The following is a 22,802-nucleotide window of genomic DNA, read 5'->3' on the forward strand; positions in this document are numbered from 1 at the left end:
GCGCGCCCCGGTGGGTCATCACCCGCCGGGGCGCGCGGTGTTGTGCGGGGCGGCGTCCGGCGGCGGTGCCGTGGAGCCGCGTGGGACGAGGGTGACGGGGAGGGTGGTGGCGTCGGCCGGGACGCCGTCCAGGACGGCCATCAGGGCCCGTAGTCCGGCCTCGCCGAACTCCTCGGCGGGGAGTCGAACGGTCGTCAGTTCCGGTTCCACGGCGACCGCGAGGGCGAGGTCGTCGTAGCCGGTGACCGAGATGTCCTCGGGGATCCGCAGGCCGAGGCGGCGGACGGCCTTGCAGGCGCCGGCGGCGATGATGTCGTCGTCGCAGAGCAGGGCGGTGGGGCGGGGGCCGGGGGCGGTCAGCGCGGTGTGGGCGGCGCGCAGTCCGGCGTCGACGCCCAGCGCGGTGGGGACGCGGCGCAGCACGACGTCCGGGACGCCGGCCAGGGCGTCGGCGAGGGTGCGGGCGCGGACGGCGAAGGTCCAGGAGTCGATGTCGGCCGCGAGGTGGGTGATCCGGCGGTGGCCGAGGCCGGTGAGGTGGGTGGCCAACTGCCGTACGCCGTCGGCGATGTCGAGGTTCACGGTGGCCGAGGCGGCGGTGTCGCCGGGGTCGCTGTCGAGCATGACCAGTGGCAGTCCGGCGGTGCGCAGTGCGGTGAGGGCGTCGGCCGCCATGGAGGAGGCGATGACGCCGTCGAGGGCGGCGGAGGCGGAGGCGAACGGGTCGCGGGCCGGGCCGATGCCCTGGGGGGAGGGGTAGAGGACGACGCCGAAGTCGTGGTCGGCGGCGATCCGGGCGGCTCCGGTGTAGACGCGTGCGAAGAATTCGGTGGTGAGGGCGGGGACCACGAGCAGGGTGGTGCGGGTGCGGCCGGTGCGCAGGCTGCGGGCGGCGAGGTTGGGGCGGTAGCCCAGCTCGCGGGCGGCGGCGCGGACGGCGTCGGCCTTGCCGGGGGAGACCCGGCCGCGCCATTTGTCGCCGAGGACGAGGGAGACCGCGGCCTGGGAGACGCCGGCGGCGCGGGCGACGTCGCGGCTGGTGATTCGGGTGGTGGGCCGGCCGGGGGTGCCTTCCGGGGGCGGTGGGGCGGCGGCCTTGTGGCTGGTCACCGGGTGCGTCTCTCCTTGGGCCGGCGCTGCGGGGGTGGACCTGCGGGTTGCCGCCATGGTACGTATGACGGCGGACGTTATACGTAACACGTCCCGGGGTGCCGGACCGGGCGGAGAGGGGCAGCGGTGGCCGCGGGATATGCGGATTTGCTCAGGACCCGGTATGCCGCCCGGCTGCTGACCGGGACCCTGGTCGGCAGGCTGCCGAACGCCACCGCGCCGCTGGCGCTGGTCCTCTTCGTGCGGGCCCAGGGCGGCAGTTACGCCCTGGCCGGCGCGCTCTCCGCCGTCTACGGCGTCTGCACCGCCCTCGGCCAGCCGCTGCTGGGCCGCGCGGTGGACGTCCACGGGCAGCCGCGGGTGATGCTGCCCGCCTCGGTGGTCTCCGCGCTGGGCATGGCGCTGCTGGCCGCCGTCGGGGTGGCGCCGCGGTGGGCCGCCTGCCTGGCCGTGGCGATCGCCGGGTTCTTCACCCCGCCGTTGGAGGGCGGGCTGCGGGCGCTGTGGCCGGTGGTGCTCCGGCGGGCGGATCGGGTGCATGCCGCGTACGCGCTCGACGCGGTGGCGCAGGAAGTCATGTTCGCGGTCGGGCCGTTGCTGGTCACGCTGTGCGTGGCAGCCTGGTCGCCCGGGGCGGCGCTGCTGGTGATCAACGCGATCGGGGTGCTCGGCGCGCTCTCGGTCGTGGTCTCCGCGCCGTCGCGGGAGTGGCGCAGCGCGCCCCGGGAGGCGCACTGGCTGGGTGCGTTGCGGTCGGCCGGGATGCTGGTGCTGATCGGTGCGTTCTTCTTCGTGGGGCTGGCGCTGGGGTCGATCGGGGTGGCGGCGGTCGGGTATGCCGACGGGCACGGCGGCGGGATGGTCTCCAGCTGGCTGCTCTCCGCGCTCGGTGTGGGCGCGCTGGCCGGTGGTCTGGTCTACGGGGCCAGGCAGTGGCCGGGGCGTCCGGAGTCCCGGCTGCGGCTGTTGGTGGCGCTGCTGGCGCTGGGCTATCTGCCGCTGTTCCTGGTGCCCGGGGTGGTGGGGATGACGGTGCTCAGCGGGCTTGCCGGGGTGTTCCTGGCGCCGGCGCTGGCCTGTGCGTTCGTGGTGGTGGACCGGCATGCGCCGGCGGGGACGGTGACGGAGGCGTTCTCGTGGCTGGTGACGACGTTCGGTGTGGGTTCGGCGGTGGGGGCTTCGGTGGCCGGGCCGGCGCTGGAGGGGGGTGGGCCGGCGGCGGGGTTCGCGGTCGCGGGTGCCTCCGGAGTGGCCGCGCTGGTGGTGCTTTTGTCGATGAAGCGATTGCTCGGGGATCCGGTGGTGCCCGCCGTGGGTGCGGTCCGGGCGGAAAATGATCGAAACGGGGCCGTCGAACCCGGTTTCAGAGCAGGCCATCAGGCGTAATGTTCAGTCATGGACCGCCGCATTTTCGGGCTGGAGAACGAGTACGGCGTCACGTGCACGTTCAGGGGACAGCGCCGACTGTCGCCTGACGAAGTGGCGCGGTACCTCTTCCGCCGTGTCGTGTCATGGGGCCGCAGCAGCAATGTCTTCCTGCGGAACGGCGCGCGCCTGTACTTGGACGTGGGGTCACACCCGGAATACGCAACTCCCGAGTGCGACAACGTGACCGAGCTGGTCACTCACGACAAGGCCGGCGAACGCATTCTCGAAGGTCTGCTCGTCGACGCCGAACGCCGCCTGCACGAGGAGGGAATCGCGGGCGACGTCTATCTCTTCAAGAACAACACCGATTCGGCGGGAAACTCCTACGGCTGCCATGAGAACTATCTCGTGGCCCGGCACGGTGAGTTCTCCCGGCTCGCGGACATCCTCATTCCGTTCCTGGTCACCCGGCAGCTGCTGTGCGGCGCCGGCAAGGTGCTGCAGACGCCGCGCGGTGCGGTCTACTGCGTCAGCCAGCGCGCCGAGCACATCTGGGAGGGCGTCTCGTCGGCGACCACCCGGTCCCGGCCGATCATCAACACCCGGGACGAACCGCACGCGGACGCCGAGCGCTACCGCCGGCTGCACGTCATCGTCGGTGACTCCAACATGTCCGAGACCACGATGATGCTGAAGGTCGGGGCCACGGATCTGGTGCTGCGGATGATCGAGGCGGGCACCGTCATGCGCGATCTGACGCTGGAGAACCCGATCCGGGCGATCCGTGAGGTGAGCCATGACACCACCGGTCAGCGCAAGGTGCGGCTGGCCAGCGGGCGTGAGGCGTCGGCGCTCGAAGTGCAGCAGGAATACTACGAAAAGGCCGTCGATTTCTGCGATCGCCGCGGAATCCGTACCGGTACGGTCGAGCGTGTCCTGGAGTTGTGGGGGCGCACTCTGGAAGCGGTCCGGGACCAGGAACTGGACCGGATCGCGACCGAGATCGACTGGGTGATGAAACATCAGCTCATCGAGCGTTACCGCGCGAAGCACAACATCAGCATGTCCCATCCGCGGGTGGCGCAGATAGACCTCGCGTATCACGACATCCACCGCCGTCGGGGGCTTTATTACCTCCTGGAGCGGAAGGGGCAAGCGGCGCGGATCTGCAACGACTTGAAGATCTTCGAGGGCAAGTCGGTGCCGCCGCAGACGACGCGTGCGCGGTTGCGCGGGGACTTCATTCGCCGGGCCCAGGAACAGCGCCGTGATTTCACGGTCGACTGGGTTCATCTGAAGCTGAACGACCAGGCGCAGCGGACGGTCCTGTGCAAGGACCCGTTCCGTTCCGTCGATGATCGGGTGGAGAAGTTGATCGCCGGGATGTGAGCGTCCGGAATGCGTGCGGATGCGCCGGGAGCGTGAATGCTCTCGGCGCATCGTCGTGTCGTGGCGGCCTGCTGTGTTCACCGGAGGCGGCCACAGCGACAGGTCGTAGAGTGGCGGGCATTGCCCACCTTCCCCACGAGCCCGAGTTGGACAGATGCTGAATTCTTCCGGGGGGCGCCGCCCCTTCGCCACGCACACCCGCCGTGCCGCCGCTGCCGCGCTGGCGGTGCCCGTTCTGCTCCTCACCGCCGCCTGCGGGTCCGACGACGGCGCGACCTCCGACGCGGCGGTCGCCAAGGTGACGGGCAAGCCCGGTGCGAAGCCGACGATCTCCGTGCCCAAGGACGCCAAGCCGGCGGACAAGGCCGTCACCAAGACCCTGGCCGAGGGCAAGGGCGCGGTCGTGAACAAGGGTGATCTGGTGCGGCTGGACTTCTCCGCGCAGACGATGAAGGGCCAGAACCTCGGCAGCAGCTGGACGCCGCAGCCGGGCGCGAAGCCGGGTGGCCCGCGTACCCAGGTCGTCACCGAGGTCACCGACCAGCTGACGCAGCAGATGCTGCCGCCGAAGGTGCTGACGGCCGCGGCCGGGCAGAAGGTCGGCGGCCGGTTCGAGGTCGAGGGCACCGCCAAGGCGCTGATCGGCGAGGGCCTGAACCCCCAGTCGGGGATCAAGCCGGAGGACGGTCTGGTCTGGGTCGTCGACGTGGTCGGCGCGAAGAAGGTGGACAAGAAGGCGAAGGCCGAGGGCAGCCAGGCGGCGCCGGAGGACGGGATGCCGGAGGTCAAGGCCGCGGACGACAAGGCCGCCGCGATCACCGTCCCCAAGGGGGAGAAGGCGCCCACCGACCTCAAGCAGCAGGTGCTGATCAAGGGCAAGGGTCCGGAGGTGAAGGCCGGTGACGGTCTGATCGCCCAGTACACCGGGGTGAAGTGGGAGGACGGGAAGAAGTTCGACTCGTCGTGGGACCACGGCGGTGCGACGGCCTTCCAGATCGGTACCGGGCAGGTCGTCCAGGGCTGGGACCAGGCGCTGGTGGGCAAGCACGTCGGGGACCGGGTGGAGATCGTGATCCCGCCGAAGCTGGGTTACGGCGCCAGCCCGCAGCACGAGCTGGCGAAGAACACCCTGGTCTTCGTGGTCGACATCGTCGGCACGGTCTGACCGGGCGGCCCCGCGGATCTGCAAGACTGGCCCGGTAAATCGAAAAGATTCGCAAGTAGGAGCACATTCGTGAGCATCGACAAGCCCGAGATCGACTTCCCCGAGGGCCCGGTCCCCACCGACCTGGAGATCGTGGACCTGTGGGAGGGCGACGGGCCGGTCGCCAAGGCCGGGGACATGGTCTCCGTGCACTACGTCGGCGTCTCCTTCAGCACCGGTGAGGAGTTCGACGCGAGCTGGAACCGCGGCAAGCCGCTCCAGTTCCAGCTGGGCGCCGGCCAGGTCATCCAGGGCTGGGACCAGGGTGTGCAGGGCATGAAGGTGGGCGGCCGTCGCCGGCTGACCATCCCGCCGCACCTCGCCTACGGTGAGCGCGGCGCCGGCGGTGGCCGGATCGCGCCCGACGAGACGCTGATCTTCGTGTGCGACCTGGTCTCCGTCTGAGACCTCGTACGACGCCGAGAGGGTCCGTGCCGGCCGGCACGGACCCTCCGCTTTTGCCGGACGCACCCAGGGCGGTACGGTCACCCGTTGGGAGCCGAACGAGAAAGGGCGTCGATGGCGATTGCCAAGGCCGAGCGGCTGATGAATCTGGCGCTGTGCCTGCTGGGGACGCGACGCCCGCTGACCAAGCACGAGCTGCGGTCGTCCATCGAGGCGTACGTCGAGGCGTTCGGGCCGGGCGCGGGGGCGGGTTTCGGGTCGGGCGGCAGCGCCGGTGACGACGCCTTCAACCGGATGTTCGAGCGGGACAAGGACGACCTGCGCGAGCTGGGCCTGGTCATCGAGACCGTGGACGGCATCGACGGCGAGGTGGGCTATCTGGCCCGCCGCGACAGCAACCGGCTGCCCCCGATCACCCTGGACGCCGAGGAGTCCGCGGCCCTCGGACTGGCCGCCAAGGTCTGGCAGCAGGCCCGGCTGGCCGGTGCGGCCAGCGGCGCGCTGCAGAAGCTGCGGGCGGCGGGGATGCCGCTCGCCGGGGAGCCCGACGAGCCGGACGCCGGGCCGCCGCACAGCGCGCTGGAGCCCCGTATCCCCACCCATGAGGCGGCGTTCGAACCGCTGATGCTGGCGTGCCGGGACCGCCGCCCGGTCGTCTTCGACTACCGCAAGTCCAACGCCGCCCATCCCGAGCCGCGGCACGTCGAGCCCTGGATCCTGGAGTGCTGGCGCGGCCACTGGTACGTCGCCGGCTGGGACCGGGACCGCGGCGCCGAGCGGGTCTTCCGGCTCTCCCGGATCACCGGCAAGGTCCGTTCCCGGCAAGGCAAGTTCACCGCGCCGGTGCCCGACCACGTCACCGTCCGCGAGACCGTCGAGCGCTGGGCGGGGGAGACCGCCACCGGTACCGCGCGGATCAAGCTCCGCACCGGGCACGGCTATCCGCTGCGGGCCCGTGCGCTGGCCGTCCGCGAGCTGGACGGCGACTGGGACGAGCTGGAGATCCCCTACGGGCACGGACTCGACGCCTGGCTGGTGGAGTTCGGGCCGGACGTGGTCGTGCTGGCGCCGGCGGAGCTGCGGGCCGAGGTCGTCGACCGGCTGCGCGCGGTGGCCAAGGGCTGAGAGGGGCACGGAACATGGCTGCGAACGCGATCGACCAGACCCGCCGGATGCTGTCGCTGGTGACGTATCTGCGCGAGCGCCCCGGCGCCCGCGTCGAGGACGTCGCCCGTGCCTTCGGCATCTCCGAGGACGAGCTGATCGCCGACCTCGACGTGCTGCCGATGTGCGGGACGAGCTTCCGCGGCGGCGATCTGATGGACATCGACACCGACGGCGACCGGATCTGGTGGCACAACCCCGACGATGTCGCCGAGCCGCTGCGGCTGGCCGCCGACGAGGCCACCGCGCTGCTGGTCGCGGCCCGTGCGGTGGCCACCCTCCCGGGGCTGCGCGAGGGCGACCGGCAGGCGCTGCTGCGGGCCACCGCCAAGCTGGAGGCGGCGGCCGGGGAGGCGGCCGGGGCCAGCTCCCGGCTGTCGGTGACCTTCGAGTCGGAGGGCGGGGTCTTCGCCGATGTGGACCGCGCCATCGCCGAGCGGCGCCGGCTGTGGCTGCGGTACTACTCGCCGGCCCGTGACGAGCTGACCGAGCGTGAGGTGGACCCGATCCGGCTGTTCGCAGTCGGCCACACCTACATGGAGGCGTGGTGCCGGCTCTCCGAGGCCCGGCGCACCTTCCGGCTCGACCGGGTCGCCGAGATCAGGCTGCTGGACGCGCCCGCCGACCCGCCGCCGGTCGAGCTGCGCGACCTCTCCGAGGGGCTGGTGCAGCCCGCGGCCGAGGATCCCGAGGTCGCCGTCGAGGTGGGGCCCGGCGGGCGCTGGGTCGCCGAGTACTACCCGCACGACAGTGCCGAGGAACTCCCCGACGGGGGCCTGCGGATCACGTTGCGCACGCCCGATCCGGCGTCGTTGCGGCGGCTGGCGTTGCGGCTGGGCCGGGACGGCCGGATCGTGTCACCGCCGGCGCTGGCGGCGAGCGCCCGGGAGGCCGCCCGGCAGGCGCTTGCGGCGTACGGCGAGTGAGGCCGGCCCGCCCCGGAGGCGGGCCGGCGCACCGATGACCGTAGGAGAAGGCAGCGAAGGATGACGACCACGATGGCGACGACCACTCTGGCGGACATGGCCGCTCCGGTGTTCTTCAAGGCGGCCTGCCCGGAGTGCCGGGGGTGCTTCGAGCTGGCCTCGGACGCCTTCCGGCTGGCCATCGGCGCCAGCCGCAGCACCACCTTCTACGCCTTCACCTGCCCCGACTGCGGGCGCGCGGTGCGCAAGCCGGCCGGGGAGCGGATCGTGGAGCTGCTGACCGGCGGCGGGGTGCGCACGCTGCGGCTGCACATCGGCTGACCGCCGGCCGGGCTGCGTCATCGCGTGGCGCGTAGCGCGCCGGCCGCCGGGCCGTCCGGGCCGGGCCGGGTGGCCCGATAGGCTCGTCCCATGTTCTGGCCCATGCTCGCTGTCGCCCTCGGTTTCCTGGGGATCGCCGTCCTCGGCGTCCTCGCCGTCCGCGTCTTCGCGGAGGTGCGGCGGCTGGCCCGGGAGGTGGGCACGGCGACCGCGCGGATCCAGCGGGCCACGGAGGATCTGGAGCGGGCCGCGGTGCCGCTCGCCTCGCGGCTCCACGACGTGGCACGCGACCGGACCTGAGGGCGGCGCTCTGCTGTCGGGGTCGTCCGGAAGGTAGGCTGCTCAACGGTTCGAACGATGAGGCGGCGCGGGCAATCCACAGGATGCACGGGGATTGCCGGACGTTCACCGCCGAACGTTACGATCGAGGGACCACCAGGACGCCAGTCCGACCCCATCGGCAGGCACCACAGGAGACGCCGCCCCGGCGAGAAGGTAGTCGCACATGCTAGCCAACCTGAGGCTCCCCGAGATTCTGCTGATCATCGCCGTGATCTTCCTGCTGTTCGGGGCGAAGAAGCTTCCGGACATGGCGCGTTCGCTCGGCAAGTCGGCCCGCATCCTCAAGAGCGAGGCCAAGGCGATGAAGAAGGAGAGCGAGGCGGAGCGCTCGGCCGACGGCAGTGCGGCGCAGGCGCCCGCCGACGCCGCCCAGCAGGCCCCTCGTACGATTCAGGCCGCGCCCGGTGACGTGGCCAGCTCGCGCCCCGTGTCCGAGCCGAACCGCACCACCCAGAGCTGACCGAGCCGATCCGGCCGCGCCGACGCCGTCGGTGCGGCTGACGTACGAGACGAGGAAGTGGGTTGCTCAAGTCTGCCCGCAATCAGCAGAAGGACCCCGAGGGGCGGATGCCCCTCGCGGCGCATCTGCGTGAGCTGCGCAACCGGCTGCTGAAATCGGTACTGGCGATCCTCGTGGTCACGGCCGTCGCCATGTGGAAGTACGAGCCGATCGCGCAGTTCATCACGGGGCCGACCATCGCGGCCGTCGGCTGCCCGACGGGTGGCGGGCACCCCCACCCCTGCGCGCAGATCGTGGCGAACGGCTTCATCGCGCCGTTCACGATCATGCTCAAGCTGTCGCTGACGGTCGGCCTGGTCGCCGCCAGCCCGCTGTGGCTCTACCAGCTCTGGGCGTTCCTCGCGCCCGGTCTGCACCGGCACGAGAAGAAGTACGCGCTGGGCTTCGTGGGCGCAGGCGTGCCGCTCTTCCTCGGTGGCGCCTACCTCGCCTACGCGGTGCTGCCGACCACGGCCGGTGCCCTGGTCGGGCTGACCCCCGGCGACTGGTCCAATCTCTTCCCGGCCGACGACTTCTTCGACATCGTCACGCGGATGGTGCTGGTCTTCGGCTTCTCCTTCGAGCTGCCGCTGCTCCTGGTGCTGCTGAACTTCGGCGGTGTGCTCACCGGCAAGCGGGTGCTGAGCTGGTGGCGGTTCATGGTCATGGGGATCACGATCTTCGCGGCGGTGGCCACCCCGACCGGTGACCCGCTGACCATGTCGCTGCTGGCGGCGCCGATCGTGCTGCTGTATTTCGGCGCCGTGGGCATCTGCCTCTTCAACGACCGCCGGCGGCGGCTGGCCAACCCCGACCGGGCACTGGCCGACGACGAGGCGTCCGAGCTCGACCTGACCCCGTCCGAGGTCGAGGCGATCGAGCCGGTCGCGCCGAGCCGGATGCTGCCGGAGAAGTCCGGCGGGGAGGGCGCCGACGGTGCCGATGGCGGACGCCGCGGGTACGACGACGTCACCTGAGGCGACGGGTAGTCGCAAGGTCACGTGAAGTGACGTACCGCGGACCGGATTTCGCGGCCCCCGTGCTCTGTGAGCCGGGGGCCGCGCCGTATGCGGACGGAGCCCGGGGCGAGGTGCCGTCGGGCGCCGGCGGTGGGTAAAGGGCCGCCATAAAGATCCGGTCGATGTCAGAGGTGGCCGGTAGGCTCGTAAGCACGATGACCGAGGACATGTCCCCTGCTGAGCGCTATGCCGCCGCGAAAATCCGCGCGGCGGAGCAGGCCACCGCACTCGCGCCGTTCCGGGAGCTGTACGACTTCGAGCTGGATCCGTACCAGATCGAGGCGTGCCAGGCCCTGGAGGCGGGCAAGGGTGTGCTGGTCGCCGCTCCCACCGGATCCGGCAAGACGATCGTCGGCGAGTTCGCCGTCCACCTGGCCCTGGCGCAGGGCCGAAAATGCTTCTACACCACGCCCATCAAGGCGTTGTCCAACCAGAAGTTCCAGGATCTGGTCAAGCGCTACGGCCCCGAGAAGGTCGGCCTGCTGACCGGTGACAACAGCGTCAACGGCGAGGCCCCGGTGGTCGTGATGACCACCGAGGTCCTGCGGAACATGCTCTACGCCGGCTCGCAGTCGCTGGCCGGCCTGGGCTATGTGGTGATGGACGAGGTGCACTACCTCTCCGACCGGTTCCGCGGTGCCGTCTGGGAGGAGGTGATCATCCACCTCCCGGACTCGGTGACGCTGGTGTCCCTGTCGGCGACGGTCTCCAACGCCGAGGAGTTCGGCGACTGGCTGGACACCGTCCGCGGCGACACCGAGGTGATCGTCTCCGAGCACCGCCCGGTCCCGCTGTGGCAGCACGTCCTCGCGGGCCGCCGGATCTACGACCTCTTCGAGGAGCGGGACGGCGCCGCCGGCGGCCGCCGCGAGGTCAACCCCGACCTGGAGCGGCTGGCGCGGATGGAGAACAGCCGGCAGACGTTCGGCCGGGACAAGCGGCGCGGCCGCGCCCTGCGCGAGGCCGATCGCGAGCGGGAGCGGCGGCAGCGCGCCCGGATCTGGACGCCGAGCCGGCCCGAGGTGATCGAGCGGCTGGACAACGAGGGGCTGCTGCCGGCGATCACCTTCATCTTCAGCCGGGCCGGCTGCGAGGGGGCCGTCCAGCAGTGCCTGTACTCCGGCCTGCGGCTCAACGACGCGGAGGCCCGGGAGAAGGTCCGCCGGATAGTCGAGGCCCGGACGGCCGGCATCCCGGACGACGACCTGCATGTGCTCGGCTACTTCGAGTGGCTGGAGGGCCTGGAGCGGGGCATCGCGGCGCACCACGCCGGGATGCTGCCCACCTTCAAGGAGGTCGTCGAGGAGCTGTTCGTCAAGGGCCTGGTCAAGGCCGTCTTCGCGACCGAGACGCTGGCGCTGGGCATCAACATGCCGGCGCGGTCGGTGGTGCTGGAGAAGCTCGTCAAGTGGAACGGCGAGCAGCACGCCGACATCACCCCCGGCGAGTACACCCAGCTGACCGGCCGGGCCGGACGGCGCGGGATCGACGTCGAGGGCCATGCGGTGGTGCTGTGGCAGCGCGGGATGGACCCCGGCGCGCTGGCCGGTCTCGCCGGCACCCGGACGTACCCGCTGCGCTCCTCCTTCAAGCCGTCGTACAACATGGCGGTCAATCTCGTCTCGCAGTTCGGGCGGCACCGTTCGCGGGAGCTGCTGGAGATGTCGTTCGCGCAGTTCCAGGCCGACAAGTCGGTGGTCGGCATCACCCGCCAGGTCCAGCGCAACGAGGAGGGCCTGAGCGGCTACCGCGAGGCGATGGTCTGCCACCTCGGCGACTTCGAGGAATACGCCCGGCTGCGGCGGGAGTTGAAGGACCGTGAGACCGATCTCGCCCGGCAGGGCGCGGTCCAGCGGCGGTCCGCGGCCGCGGCGGCACTGGAGAAGCTCCGGCCGGGCGACGTCATCCATGTGCCGACGGGCAAGTACGCCGGGCTGGCGCTGGTGCTGGATCCCGGCATGCCCTCCGGGCGGAGCAACGGTCACCGCGGCGTGGACGCCCACGACGGCCCGCGGCCGCTGGTGCTCACCGCCGAGCGGCAGGTCAAGCGGCTCGGTTCGATCGACTTCCCGGTGCCGGTGGAGGCCCTGGAGCGGATGCGCATCCCGCGCTCGTTCAACGCCCGCAGTCCGCAGTCGCGCCGCGATCTGGCGTCGGCGCTGCGCACCAAGGCCGGCCATCTGGTGCCGTCGCGGCACCGCAGGCCCCGTGCGGAGGCGGCCGACGACCGCGAGATCGCCCGGCTGCGCAAGGAGATCCGCTCCCATCCCTGCCATGGGTGCGACGAGCGGGAGGACCACGCCCGCTGGGCGGAGCGCTACCACCGGCTGCTGCGGGACACCCGCCAGCTGGAGCGCCGGATCGAGGGCCGCACGAACACCATCGCGCGCACCTTTGACCGGATCTGCGCGCTGCTGACCGAGCTGGACTACCTCGAAGGCGACACCGTCACCGACCAGGGCCGCCGACTCGCCCGGCTCTACGGCGAGTTGGACCTCCTGGCCAGCGAGTGCCTGCGGGACGGCATCTGGGAGGGCCTCGGGCCCGCCGAGTTGGCGGCCTGCGCCTCGGCGCTGGTCTACGAGGCGCGGCAGGCGGACGACGCGGTGGCGCCCAAGCTGCCGGCCGGCCGGGCGCGGGACGCCCTGGCGGAGATGGTGCGCATCTGGGGCCGGCTGGACGCCCTGGAGGAGGAGCACCGGATCAGCCAGGCCGAGGGCGTCGGCCAGCGCGAGCCCGATCTGGGCTTCGCCTGGGCCGCGTACCGCTGGGCCTCCGGCGCCGCCCTCGACGAGGTGCTGGGCGAGGCGGACATGCCGGCCGGCGACTTCGTCCGCTGGTGCAAGCAACTGGTCGACATCCTCGGACAGATCGCCGTGGCGGCACCGGCCGACGGCACGGTCGCACGGTCCGCCCGCAAGGCGATGGACGGCGTACGGCGCGGGGTCGTGGCGTACTCGTCGGTCGGCTGACGGGACACCGGTCGCGCCGCCGCAGGGGCGTTCCGCGGCGGCGCGACCGGCGTCAACGGCCGTGGGGGAGCGGCCAGCAGAGCCGTTACGGATGCGACCCAGGCGATCAGCTGGGCCCAGATCGCGCCGGCGCCGCCGTCGAGGGCCAGGAGCTTCTGGAAGCCGGCACGGAGAAGGGCGGCGCGGGCTCGTCGTGAGCCGCGCCGCCCTCGGGCCGGCGGGGTGGCGGGTCAGGCGGCCGCCGCGGGCTCCTGCTCGGCCTCGACCTGCTGGTTCCAGGCGCGCTTGCCGGCCTGCCAGCCGTCCTCGTCGTGACCGGTGCGCCAGTAGCCGGAGATCGACAGCGCCTCGCGGGGGACGGCGTGCTCGACCCGGAGCAGCCGGCGCAGCTCCTTGACGAAGCCCGCCTCGCCGTGGACGAAGGCGTGCACGCGGCCCGCGGGGAAGTCCAACGCCCGTACGGCGGCGACCAGTTCGCGGCCGTACGGGGCACTGCCGCGGTACAGCCAGGTGATCTCGGCGCCGGGCGGTGCGGTCAGCTCCTGCCGCTCCTCGGGGCCGGCGACCTCGATGAAGGCGTGCACCGTGGCGTCCGCCGGCATCCGGTCCAGCGCGGCGGCGAGGGCCGGCAGGGCGCTCTCGTCACCGGCGAGCAGGTGCCAGTCGGCCGTCGGGTCCGGGGCGTAGGCGCCGCCGGGGCCGAGGAACATGATCTCGTCGCCCGGCCGCGCGGCCAGCGCCCACGGCCCGGCCAGCCCGGTGTCGCCGTGCACGACGAAGTCCACGGTCAGCTCGCGCGCCCGCGGGTCCCAGGCGCGCACGGTGTAGGTGCGGGTCCGGGGCCACTGGTCGCGCGGCAGCTCGGCGCGGATGCGGCCCATGTCGAACGGCTCGGGGTAGTGGACCTGCGGCAGCGGGAAGACCAGCTTGACGTAGTGGTCGGTGTACTCGCCGGCGTCGAACGCGGCCAGTCCGTCGCCGCCCAGGACGACGCGCATCATGTGCGGGGTGAGCCGCTCGGTGCGCCGCACCCGGGCGCGGTGCAGTGTGGGCGTGCTGCGGGCCGGTCGCTCTGCTGCCACGGTGTCTCCCCTGACGCGGTCGAGGGCGGCGCACCCAGTGGGCCGGCGCCGCCGCTTAGGCATACCTAACCTAACAGGTCATCGGGCGAGGGCGATCAGCAACCGCTGCAACGCGCCACCCAGGCCCCACCGGGCGGCCAGTGCCTCCAGCCGCTCCGGGTCGGCCGGCTCGTCCGGCAGGGCGAGGTCGGCGTCCGGGACCGGCACGTCGGCCGCCACCCGGACGACCTTCGGGGCGACGGCCAGATAGGGCCCCGCCTCGACGATCCGCCTGCGCTGCGCCGGGGTGATCCTTGAGGCCGGGTCCTGGGCGGCGGCCATGATGCCGGCCAGGTCGCCGTAGGTGGCCAGCAGCTTCGCGGCGGTCTTCTCGCCGATGCCCGGGACGCCCGGCAGGCCGTCGCTGGGGTCGCCGCGCAGCAGCGCCAGATCCGCGTAACCCGGGCCGTCCACGCCGTACTTCTCGCGCAGCAGTGCCCCGTCGGTGAGTTGGAGGGTGCCGACGCCCTTGAGCGGATAGAGCACGCGGACGCCGCGGGCGTCGTCGACGAGCTGGAAGAGGTCGCGGTCGCCGGTGACGATGTCGACCGGCCCCTCGGCCCGCGCGGTCAGGGTGCCGATGACGTCGTCGGCCTCGTAGCCCGCGGCGCCGATCCGGGCGATGCCCAGCGCGTCGAGCACCTCCTCGATCACCGGGACCTGCGGGGAGAGGGTGTCCGGGATCTGCTCCTCGTCAGGCTCGGGGGACCCGGCGGGGGCCTCCTCGGCGACCCGGTGCGCCTTGTAGGAGGGGATCAGATCGACCCGCCACTGGGGGCGCCAGTCGAAGTCCATGCAGGCGACGAGGTCGTCGGGGTGGTGGTCCTGGACGAGCCGGGCGATGAAGTCCAGCAGACCGCGCACCGCGTTCACCGGGGTGCCGTCCGGGGCCCTGACCGATTCCGGTACCCCGAAGTAGGCGCGGAAGTAGAGGGAGGCGGTGTCGAGGAGCATCAGGCGTCGAGTCACACCCCGCATGATGCCGTATGCCCCAAACGTGCCTGGATTGTGAGGTGAATCACCGATCGGTTTGAGCCTGATGAACCCGGGCAGGCGCGCAGCCGGTGCGGACCCGGCTGCGCATGTCGACCGGCAGCCGGTGACGACGAGCCGAACTCGTCCCGCACTACGACCTGCCGGCCCATCGGTCAGACCCCGCGGGAGGTGGCAGGTCGTTTCTCGTGCGACGAGACCCCGACAAGAGAGGTATATGTGTCCAGGCTGCAAGCCGAGCACCTCTTCAAGGTGTTCGGCAGACGACCCGAGGACGCCGTCCAAAGACTTCAGACCGGCGCCGGCCGGGACGAACTGCGGGCCGAAGGCACCACCGCCGCGGTGATCGACGCCTCCATCGAGGTGGGCGAGGGCCAGATCTTCGTCGTCATGGGTCTGTCCGGATCCGGCAAGTCCACGCTGCTGCGCATGCTGAACGGGCTGCTGGAGCCGACCTCGGGCACCGTCCGCTTCGACGGCCAGGACCTCACCTCGCTCAGCGACAAGGAACTGCGCGCCGTCCGCTCCCGGAAGATCTCCATGGTCTTCCAGCACTTCGCGCTCTTCCCGCACCGCAGCGTGCTGGAGAACGCCGCCTACGGCCTGGAGGTCCAGGGCGTGCCGCGCGCCGAGCGGGAGCGGCGTGCGACCCGGGCACTGGAACTCGCCGGGCTCAAGGGCTGGGAGAAGTCCTGGCCGGACGAGCTCTCCGGCGGTATGCAGCAGCGGGTCGGCCTGGCCCGCGCGCTGGCCACCGACGCCGATCTGCTGCTGATGGACGAGTCGTTCAGCGCGCTCGACCCGCTGATCCGCCGCGACATGCAGGACCAGCTGCTGGAGCTGCAGAAGACGCTGAAGAAGACCATCGTCTTCATCACCCACGACCTCAACGAGGCGATGCGGCTGGGCGACCGGATCGCGGTGATGCGCGACGGCCGGATCGTCCAGACCGGCAGCGCCGAGGACATCCTCGTGCGGCCGGCCAACGACTACGTCGCCTCCTTCATCCAGGACGTCGACCGCAGCCGGGTGCTGACGGCCGGTGCGGTGATGGCCGAGGTCGGCACCGTGCTCGGGATGACCGCCCCGGACGGGGCGAAGCTCACCACCGCCGCCGAGTTCCGGGCCGCCGCGCCCGCCACCGTCGGCGTGGACACCCCGCTCGCCGACCTGTTCAGCGCCTGCTCGGCCAGCTCCGTACCGGTCGCGGTGACCGACGAGCGCGGCGAACTGGCCGGCGCGGTCACCGCGGACCGGCTGCTGGCCGTCCTCGGCGAGCCGGGCCGGCCTAACGCCCCGGCCGCGGTACCCGCCCAGGCCGGTCCCTCCTCCGAGGCCGAGGGGACGGTGGCCGCCGATGCCTAGGATCCAGATAGGCAGCTGGGCGAACGACGCCGTCAACTGGCTGCGGGACAACCTCGACTGGTTGTTCAACCTCATCACCACCGTCCTGAACGGCCTCTACAACGCCATCCACACCGTCCTCGCGGCCCCCGAACCGCTGCTCCTGGCGGGCATCCTGGCGGTGCTCGCCTGGTGGCTGCGCGGGCTGCCGGCCGCGGTGCTCACCTTCCTCGGCTTCGCGCTGATCGACTCCATCGAGCAGTGGAACCCGACCATCGAGTCGCTCTCGCTGGTGCTGGTGGCCTGCCTGATCACCGTCGTGGTCGCGGTGCCGCTGGGCATCTGGGCGGCCCGCAGCCGGATCGTCGGCGGCATCCTGCGCCCGGTCCTGGACCTGATGCAGACCATGCCGGCGATGGTCTACCTCATCCCCGGCATCCTCTTCTTCGGCCTCGGGGTCGTCCCCGGCATCGTCGCCACCATCGTCTTCTCCATGCCGCCCGCGGTGCGGATGACCGAGCTGGGCATCCGGCAGGTGGACGAGGAACTCGTCGAGGCGGCCGAGGCGTTCGGCACCCACCCGCGGCGCACCCTGCTGCGGGTCCAGCTGCCGTTGGCGCTGCCCACGATCATGGCCGGTATCAACCAGGTCATCATGCTCGCGCTGTCCATGGTCGTGATCGCCGGCATGGTCGGCGGCGGCGGCCTCGGCGCGTCCGTCTACAACGCCATCAGCTCGGTCAACGTCGCGCTGGGCGCCGAGGCCGGCCTCGCCGTGGTCATCCTCGCCATGTACCTGGACCGGATGACCGGCGCGCTCAACCAGCGGGTCTCGCCGCTCGGCCGGCGGGCCCTGGCCAAGGCGCAGGCGGCGCTGGGTCGTTGGAAGTTCCTGCACTGGCGGCCGGCGACCTCGGTGGCCATGGTCGGCGTCGTCGTCCTGGCGCTGCTGGCCGGCGGGATGCGCTTCATGGGCGACGGCGGCAGCGGCTCCGGCGGCGGCAACGGCAAGCCGATCACCCTGGGCTATGTCAACTGGGACGAGGGCAAGGCCACCACCTACCTCTGGAAGGAGATCCTGGAGGAGCGCGGCTACAAGCCCAAGGTCCAGGCCCTGGAGGCCGGCCCGCTCTTCGCCGGGCAGGCCCGCGGTGACATCGACGTCCAGACCAACGCCTGGCTGCCGGTCACCCACGCCGAGTACTGGCAGAAGTACAAGGACAAGCTGGAGGACCTCGGCACCTGGTACGACAAGACCTCCCTGGAGATCGCCGTACCGTCGTACGTCAAGGACGTCAGGACGCTGGACGATCTCAAGGGGAAGAGCGCCGAGTTCGGCGGCCGGATCACCGGTATCGAGCCGGGCGCCGGCGAGATGAAGATCCTCAAGGACAAGGTCCTGCCGGAGTACGGCCTGACCGGCGACTACAAGGTGCAGGAGTCCAGCACCGCCTCCATGCTGAGCGAGCTGGACCGCGCCATCCACGACAAGAAGCCGATCGCGGTCACCCTGTGGTCCCCGCACTGGGCGTACGACAAGTACCAGCTCACCAAGCTCAAGGACCCCAAGGGCGCCTTCGGTTCCGGCGACGGCCTGCACCTGCTGGGCCGCAAGGGCTTCAGCAAGGACATGCCCGAGGTCGCCAGGTGGATGAAGAACTTCCACCTGGACGAGAAGCAGCTCACCAGCCTGGAGAACGCCATCAAGACGGCCGGCGAGGGCCATGAGCAGGACGGCGTGCGCAGCTGGCTGAAGAAGAACCCCGGCCTCGTCGAGAAGGTCGCCCCGTCCGCGCACGCCACCTACGCCAAGGGCGCGGACGCCGGCAAGGCACCGAACATCGGCTACCCGGCCTGGGACGAGGGCATCGCCACCGCCTACCTGTGGAAGAACGTCCTGGAGAAGCGCGGCTACCACCCCAACCTGCGCAACCTCGACATCGGACCGATGTGGACCGGCCTGTCCACCGGCCAGATCGACGTGGAGACCGACGGCTGGCTGCCGGTCGCCCAGAAGCAGTACTGGGACAAGTACCAGAACGACCTGGCCGACGTCGGTGCCTGGTACGACAAGACCTCGCTGGAGATCGCGGTGCCGTCGTACGTCAAGGACGTCAAGTCCATGGACGATCTGCGGGCCCACAAGGACGAGTTCAAGGGCAGGATCGTCGGCATCGAGCCGGGCACCGGTGAGATGCAGCGTCTGAAGAGCACCGTGCTGCCCGCCTACGGCCTGACGGACTTCGAGGTCACCTCGGCCGGCACCAGCGCGATGCTCGCCGAGCTGGACCGGGCGTACCACAAGCAGGAGCCGATCGCGGTCGTCCTGTGGTCGCCGCACTGGGCGTACAGCAAGTACCAGCTCACCAAGCTCGCGGACCCCAAGGGCACCTGGGGCGCCAACAACCAGATCAAGACGCTCGGCAACAAGAGCTTCCCGAAGAAGTTCCCCGAGTTCCACGGCTGGCTGAAGAACTGGAAGATGACCCCCGACGAGCTCGGCAGCCTGGAGAAGGACATCCAGGACGCCGGAAAGGGCAACGAGGACAAGGGCGTCGAGAAGTGGATCGACGACCATCCGGGCATCGTGGACAAGATGGCGCCGGTGAAATAGCCGGTGCATTGCCGGTGAGACAGCCGGTGAGCCGGGGTGCGGGCCGGTTGGCCCTGACCTCGGATCACGGGTACGTGGTGGCGCGCCTCGCCCCGGCTACGGCCGGCGGCGGGGCGCGCCGGCGTTTCCGGGCCCGGCCGGCGGGCCGGTCGCGCGGGGCCACCCGAGCGGGTGCGCCTGCCTGGCCGCACGGGCCGGGCGGTGGTTCGCTCGCCCTGGGCCGGTGTCCGTCCTCGGCGGCCGGAGCGGCCGCGGCCGGCCCCGGAGCCGATCGTGCAGCCTGCCCGTCCCGCCGCCGCCGTGCTGCTCGGCCTGCTCGCGCTCGGTGCGGCCGCGCCCGCCGCCCGGGCCGGAGCCGCGCCGGATCCGGTGGTGGCCGGCGAGCGGGTCAGCATCAGCGACGGCGGGCGGTGCGGGCCGGCCCGGGAGGCCACCGCGGCCTCGGAGCTGTTCGGGGCGGTGGCGCTGCGTCCCGGGGCCCGGGGGATGGCCGCGGAGGTCCGGGTCGGCGAGGAGGCGGCGCCGGGCCGCTACCGGGTCACCATCGAGTGCGGGCGCGGTGGGGCCCGGCACGTGGACACCGTCACGGTGACCGAGGGGCGGGCGGAGGGGGTCGGGGTGGCGCAAGTGGTCGGCGGGTTGGCGTTGTTGGCGGTGGCGGGTGGGGCGTATCGCCTCTGCCGGCGGGGGTGACGGTTCGCTGCGCTTGGCCGGCTTCCCACGTTGTCGGCTGTCCCGCCGTGGTTGTCTTTATGCGCCTGCGGCGCCGGTTCGCTGCGCTTGGCTGGTCTCCCACGTTGTCGGCTGTCCCGCCGTGGGGTGTTTTTGCGCCTGCGGCGCGTTGCCGCTGCGCGGGGCTGTTGGGTGCGGTGACGGGCCTGCGGGGCAGGGGTGTGCCGGACTGCTTCGCTTTACGTCCGGCACACCCCTGCCCCTCCGGCCCGTCCCCTCCCGTGGGTGGGTGGAAAGACGGTGGGTGGGGGTCGGTGTGGGTGGGGCGGTGCGGGGTGTCTCAACGGGTGGGAGGCGGCGGGCATACGGTGGGGGAATGGTGTTGCGGGTGGTGTCGCTGGTGCCGTCGTTGAGTGAGGCGGTGGGGGTGAGTGCGCCGGGGGTGTTGGTCGGGGCTACGGACTGGTGCAGTCGGCCGGTGGGGCTCGATGTGGTGCGGGTCGGGGGGACGAAGAACCCCGATGTCGAGCGGATCGTCGGGCTGGGGCCGGATCTGGTGGTGGCCAACGAGGAGGAGAACCGGGCGCAGGACCTTGAGGCGTTGCGGGGGGCCGGGCTGGAGGTCATGGTGACCGAGGTGCGGAGTGTGGAGCAGGCGTTTCGGGAGTTGGGGCGGGTGCTGGTGGCGGGCTGCGGGGTGGCCCGGCCGGGGTGGTTGGCGGCGGCGGAGGACGCCTGGCGGGCGTTGCCGGTGCGGCCGCCGGAGCGGGGTGCGGTGGTACCGGTGTGGCGGCGGCCCTGGATGGTGCTGGGGCGGGACACCTTCGCCGGGGACGTGCTGGCCCGGCTGGGGGTGCGCAACGTCTATGACGGCCATGCGGAGCGGTATCCGCGGATCGCGCCGGACGAACTCAACGCCGCCTCGGCGGATCTGGTCGTGCTGCCCGACGAGCCGTATCGCTTCACGGCGAGGGACGGGCCGGAGGCGTTTCCGGGGCTGCCCGCGGCGCTGGTCAGCGGGCGCCATCTGACGTGGTACGGGCCCTCGTTGGTGGAGGCGCCGGAGGTGCTGGCGGCGGCGCTGGACGGGGCGGCGCTGCTCCGGCCCGGCGGGGCGTGAGCCGTTACGCCGGCGGCCGGGGCGGGGACAGCAGGGTGCCGCGCAGCAGTCCGTGGGCGGTGCGGGTGCCGGCCACGGCGACGGCCGTCACGAGGAACGCGTACAGCGCGATCGCGAGCCAGCCGAAGGCGTGCAGGCCGGTGTGCCGGGCCAGGGTCGCGGCGCCGGTGACGCAGGTGCCGACCGGGAAGGTGAAGGCCCACCAGGTCATCGCGAAGCCCATGCCGTGCCGGACGGCGCGCACCACGAGGGCCGCGGCCAGCGCCAGCCACAGCAGGGCGAAGCCCATCACGGGGACCCCGTAGAGCACCGCGAAGGCGCTCATGGCGTGTGCGGAGGCGGGGGTGACGAGGCCGGGGGCGGCGTCGGCGAGGTTGTTCACGGCGGTGGTGGACTGGCCGAGCGGGCCGAGGACGAGGAAGAGGGTCGGGGTGAGGGCGAGCGGCAGCGGCCCGTGGTGGAACAGCCGGCTGAGCACCATCGGCACGATGGCCAGGGTCGCCAGCAGCGACATCCCGAACAGCGCGTAGCAGGCCAGCAGCATGGCCTCGCGCGGCTGGCCGGCCGGCAGGTGCGGTATCAGGGCGGGGCCGAGCGCCGCCGAGACCATCGGGGCGACCACCGGCAGCAGCCACACTGGCGAGGCGCTGCCCTGGGTGATGCGGTGCCGGGCCACCATCAGATACGGGACGCCCACGGCGGCGGCCAGGCCGACCAGCGTTCCGGCGGTCCACAGCACGGCGTCGGCGGCGACCGCGGCGGGCTCGCCGAGCAGGTCCCGGCCGACCGCGAGAGTGCCGCCGCCGACCGCGAGCAGCGCCATCGACAGGCACCCGTAGAACGGGGCGACGGCGGGGTCGAGCAGGTGGTGGCGGGCCTGGTCGCGGTGGCGGGCCCAGTGGACGGTGCGTGCGGTCAGCAGGGTGAGCAGCATCAGGGCGGACAGGGCCCACACCGCCAGGTATGCGGTGCGGAGGCCGGGGGCGGTGAGCGGCAGCACCGCGCCGGCGTTGGCGACGATCGCGGTGCCCATCACGGAGGCGTACCAGTTCGGGCCGAGGTGACGGACCGAGCGGCCGGTGCCGGGGGCGTCGCCGCTGGTGGCGGGACGGACGGAGGGGGCGGGAGCGAGCGTTGTCATGGCTTCAGCGTCGCCCGGGGCCGGCGCGCCCGCCAGGGATCTTGTTTCTATGGCCACATAAGGTGGGTTTATGAGTGCGGAGACTTTTGGGCGGCGGCCGGAGCCGACGGAGGCCGGCTCCGGTGGGCCGCTGCACCACCGGGTGCCGGACCTCGGGGCGATGGAACTGCTGCTGGCCGTCGCCCGGCTCGGCAGCCTGGGCCGGGCCGCCCGGGCGCAGGGCATCACCCAGCCCGCCGCCAGCAGCCGGATCCGGGCGATGGAGCGGCAGCTGGGGGTGGCGCTGGTCGAGCGGTCGCCGCGGGGGTCCCGGCTCACCGACGCCGGGGCGCTGGTGACCGACTGGGCGCGCCGGGTGGTGGAGGCCGCCGAGGAGTTCGAGGCGGGCACCCAGGCGCTGCGCGGGCGGCGTGACTCCCGGCTGCGGGTCGCGGCCAGCATGACCATCGCCGAGTACCTGCTGCCGGGCTGGCTGATCGCGCTGCGTGCCCAGCGCCCGGGGACGGCCGTGTCGCTGCTGGCGGGCAACACCCAGGCGGTCGCCGCGCGGCTGCTGGCGGGCGAGGCGGACCTCGGTTTCGTGGAGGGGCTGGACGTCCCGGAGGGGCTGGACGGGGCGGTGATCGGGCATGACCGGCTGATCGTGGTGGCCGCCCCGTCCCACCCGTGGACCCGGCGGCGCACCGAGCTGACCCCCGCCGAGCTGGCCGCGACCCCGCTGATCCTGCGGGAGCGCGGTTCGGGCACCCGGCAGGTGCTGGACGCGGCGCTGGCCGGCGCCGGCGGGCTGGCCGATCCGCTGCTGGAGCTCGCCTCCACCACCGCGGTGAAGTCGGCGGTGGTCAGCGAGGCGGCTCCGACGGTGCTGAGCGAGCTGGCGGTCCGCGAGGAGCTGACCGCCCGCCGCCTGGTGGAGGTGCCGTTGCGCGGGTTGCGACTGGGCCGCGAGTTGCGCGCGGTGTGGCCGGCCGGCCATCGTCCGGCGGGGCCGGCCCGGGATCTGCTGGGGTTGACACGGCGGACGGCCTGATGTGGCAGGGGTGCTGATACGAGGGGCTACCGGTTGGTGGGCTTCGGC

At 72.3% G+C, this 22,802-nt stretch carries 20 protein-coding genes; 16 read left to right on the top strand and 4 right to left on the bottom strand.

Annotation, left to right across the window (positions count from 1 at the left end):
* Positions 1–18: 18 nt before the first annotated feature.
* On the bottom strand, positions 19–1,110 hold the full coding sequence (locus tag B073_RS0106005; protein WP_018537190.1) for a LacI family DNA-binding transcriptional regulator: 1,092 nt from the start codon (positions 1,108–1,110) through the stop codon (positions 19–21).
* Between the two features lie 126 nt (positions 1,111–1,236).
* Here B073_RS0106005 and B073_RS0106010 point away from each other — a divergent pair, with 126 nt between their 5' ends.
* The 11 genes from B073_RS0106010 (at position 1,237) to B073_RS0106060 (ending at position 12,719) form a co-directional block, all read left to right on the top strand.
* Positions 1,237–2,496 (top strand): MFS transporter, encoded by a 1,260-nt coding sequence (locus B073_RS0106010; RefSeq protein WP_026247107.1) that lies wholly within the window; start codon positions 1,237–1,239, stop codon positions 2,494–2,496.
* Positions 2,497–2,505: 9 nt separating this feature from the next.
* Positions 2,506–3,867, top strand: a complete 1,362-nt coding sequence (gene pafA, locus B073_RS0106015; protein WP_016570833.1) for a Pup--protein ligase — start codon at positions 2,506–2,508, stop codon at positions 3,865–3,867.
* A 154-nt stretch (positions 3,868–4,021) separates the two neighbouring features.
* Positions 4,022–5,032, top strand: a complete 1,011-nt coding sequence (locus B073_RS0106020) for an FKBP-type peptidyl-prolyl cis-trans isomerase (protein WP_018537192.1) — start codon at positions 4,022–4,024, stop codon at positions 5,030–5,032.
* A gap of 69 nt (positions 5,033–5,101) precedes the next feature.
* Positions 5,102–5,476, top strand: coding sequence for an FKBP-type peptidyl-prolyl cis-trans isomerase (locus B073_RS0106025; RefSeq protein WP_018537193.1), 375 nt, complete (start codon positions 5,102–5,104; stop codon positions 5,474–5,476).
* 114 nt (positions 5,477–5,590) lie between these two features.
* A complete protein-coding gene (locus B073_RS0106030; RefSeq protein ID WP_018537194.1) occupies positions 5,591–6,601 on the top strand; it encodes a helix-turn-helix transcriptional regulator in 1,011 nt (336 codons plus the stop codon).
* Between the two features lie 14 nt (positions 6,602–6,615).
* Complete coding sequence (locus B073_RS0106035) at positions 6,616–7,566, top strand: helix-turn-helix transcriptional regulator (RefSeq protein WP_018537195.1); 951 nt, start codon at positions 6,616–6,618, stop codon at positions 7,564–7,566.
* A 72-nt stretch (positions 7,567–7,638) separates the two neighbouring features.
* Positions 7,639–7,887, top strand: coding sequence for a hypothetical protein (locus B073_RS0106040; protein WP_018537196.1), 249 nt, complete (start codon positions 7,639–7,641; stop codon positions 7,885–7,887).
* A gap of 90 nt (positions 7,888–7,977) precedes the next feature.
* Complete coding sequence (locus B073_RS0106045; RefSeq protein WP_018537197.1) at positions 7,978–8,187, top strand: hypothetical protein; 210 nt, start codon at positions 7,978–7,980, stop codon at positions 8,185–8,187.
* Positions 8,188–8,392: 205 nt separating this feature from the next.
* Entirely contained in the window at positions 8,393–8,689 is a 297-nt protein-coding gene (gene tatA / locus B073_RS0106050; RefSeq protein ID WP_018537198.1) for a Sec-independent protein translocase subunit TatA, read from the top strand.
* Between the two features lie 62 nt (positions 8,690–8,751).
* Positions 8,752–9,705 carry a twin-arginine translocase subunit TatC gene (gene tatC, locus B073_RS0106055; protein ID WP_018537199.1) on the top strand — a complete coding sequence of 318 codons (954 nt, stop codon included), beginning with the start codon at positions 8,752–8,754 and terminating at the stop codon, positions 9,703–9,705.
* A 197-nt stretch (positions 9,706–9,902) separates the two neighbouring features.
* A complete protein-coding gene (locus B073_RS0106060) occupies positions 9,903–12,719 on the top strand; it encodes a DEAD/DEAH box helicase (RefSeq protein WP_018537200.1) in 2,817 nt (938 codons plus the stop codon).
* A 230-nt stretch (positions 12,720–12,949) separates the two neighbouring features.
* Here B073_RS0106060 and B073_RS0106065 read toward each other — a convergent pair whose 3' ends face one another.
* Together B073_RS0106065 and B073_RS0106070 are read right to left on the bottom strand one after the other, a co-directional pair.
* Positions 12,950–13,801, bottom strand: coding sequence for a siderophore-interacting protein (locus B073_RS0106065; protein ID WP_018537201.1), 852 nt, complete (start codon positions 13,799–13,801; stop codon positions 12,950–12,952).
* Between the two features lie 78 nt (positions 13,802–13,879).
* Positions 13,880–14,794: a 5'-3' exonuclease gene (locus B073_RS0106070; protein ID WP_018537202.1), complete on the bottom strand. Its 915-nt coding sequence runs from the start codon at positions 14,792–14,794 to the stop codon at positions 13,880–13,882.
* A gap of 258 nt (positions 14,795–15,052) precedes the next feature.
* Between B073_RS0106070 and B073_RS0106075 the strand changes: the two genes are divergently transcribed.
* The 4 genes from B073_RS0106075 (at position 15,053) to B073_RS0106090 (ending at position 20,583) form a co-directional block, all read left to right on the top strand.
* A complete protein-coding gene (locus tag B073_RS0106075) occupies positions 15,053–16,198 on the top strand; it encodes a quaternary amine ABC transporter ATP-binding protein (RefSeq protein WP_018537203.1) in 1,146 nt (381 codons plus the stop codon).
* Entirely contained in the window at positions 16,191–18,791 is a 2,601-nt protein-coding gene (locus B073_RS0106080) for an ABC transporter permease/substrate binding protein (protein WP_018537204.1), read from the top strand. The genes B073_RS0106075 and B073_RS0106080 overlap by 8 nt, the downstream gene beginning before the upstream one ends.
* Positions 18,792–19,064: 273 nt before the next feature.
* Complete coding sequence (locus tag B073_RS0106085) at positions 19,065–19,484, top strand: hypothetical protein (RefSeq protein WP_026247108.1); 420 nt, start codon at positions 19,065–19,067, stop codon at positions 19,482–19,484.
* Positions 19,485–19,839: 355 nt separating this feature from the next.
* The gene (locus B073_RS0106090) at positions 19,840–20,583 is read left to right on the top strand and encodes a helical backbone metal receptor (protein WP_018537206.1); all 744 of its coding nucleotides are present in this window, start codon (positions 19,840–19,842) and stop codon (positions 20,581–20,583) included.
* A gap of 4 nt (positions 20,584–20,587) precedes the next feature.
* On the opposite strand, the gene B073_RS0106095 is transcribed toward B073_RS0106090, so the two are convergent.
* Positions 20,588–21,724 (bottom strand): TDT family transporter, encoded by a 1,137-nt coding sequence (locus B073_RS0106095; RefSeq protein WP_018537207.1) that lies wholly within the window; start codon positions 21,722–21,724, stop codon positions 20,588–20,590.
* Between the two features lie 70 nt (positions 21,725–21,794).
* Between B073_RS0106095 and B073_RS0106100 the strand changes: the two genes are divergently transcribed.
* The gene (locus B073_RS0106100; protein WP_051093925.1) at positions 21,795–22,754 is read left to right on the top strand and encodes a LysR family transcriptional regulator; all 960 of its coding nucleotides are present in this window, start codon (positions 21,795–21,797) and stop codon (positions 22,752–22,754) included.
* Positions 22,755–22,802: the final 48 nt, after the last annotated feature.

It is taken from the genome of Streptomyces sp. MspMP-M5 (assembly GCF_000373585.1).
Taxonomy (GTDB): Bacteria; Actinomycetota; Actinomycetes; order Streptomycetales; family Streptomycetaceae; genus Streptomyces.

Bases quoted from the DNA above. Each gene is read 5' to 3' on its own strand.
- pafA (WP_016570833.1), top strand. From the start codon at position 2,506: ATGGACCGCCGCATTTTCGGGCTGGAGAACGAGTACGGCGTCACGTGC.
- B073_RS0106020 (WP_018537192.1), top strand. From the start codon at position 4,022: ATGCTGAATTCTTCCGGGGGGCGCCGCCCCTTCGCCACGCACACCCGC.
- B073_RS0106030 (WP_018537194.1), top strand. From the start codon at position 5,591: ATGGCGATTGCCAAGGCCGAGCGGCTGATGAATCTGGCGCTGTGCCTG.
- B073_RS0106035 (WP_018537195.1), top strand. From the start codon at position 6,616: ATGGCTGCGAACGCGATCGACCAGACCCGCCGGATGCTGTCGCTGGTG.
- B073_RS0106040 (WP_018537196.1), top strand. From the start codon at position 7,639: ATGGCGACGACCACTCTGGCGGACATGGCCGCTCCGGTGTTCTTCAAG.
- B073_RS0106045 (WP_018537197.1), top strand. From the start codon at position 7,978: ATGTTCTGGCCCATGCTCGCTGTCGCCCTCGGTTTCCTGGGGATCGCC.
- tatA (WP_018537198.1), top strand. From the start codon at position 8,393: ATGCTAGCCAACCTGAGGCTCCCCGAGATTCTGCTGATCATCGCCGTG.
- B073_RS0106060 (WP_018537200.1), top strand. From the start codon at position 9,903: ATGACCGAGGACATGTCCCCTGCTGAGCGCTATGCCGCCGCGAAAATC.
- B073_RS0106070 (WP_018537202.1), bottom strand. From the start codon at position 14,794: ATGCTCCTCGACACCGCCTCCCTCTACTTCCGCGCCTACTTCGGGGTA.
- B073_RS0106080 (WP_018537204.1), top strand. From the start codon at position 16,191: ATGCCTAGGATCCAGATAGGCAGCTGGGCGAACGACGCCGTCAACTGG.
- B073_RS0106090 (WP_018537206.1), top strand. From the start codon at position 19,840: ATGGTGTTGCGGGTGGTGTCGCTGGTGCCGTCGTTGAGTGAGGCGGTG.
- B073_RS0106095 (WP_018537207.1), bottom strand. From the start codon at position 21,724: ATGACAACGCTCGCTCCCGCCCCCTCCGTCCGTCCCGCCACCAGCGGC.
- B073_RS0106100 (WP_051093925.1), top strand. From the start codon at position 21,795: ATGAGTGCGGAGACTTTTGGGCGGCGGCCGGAGCCGACGGAGGCCGGC.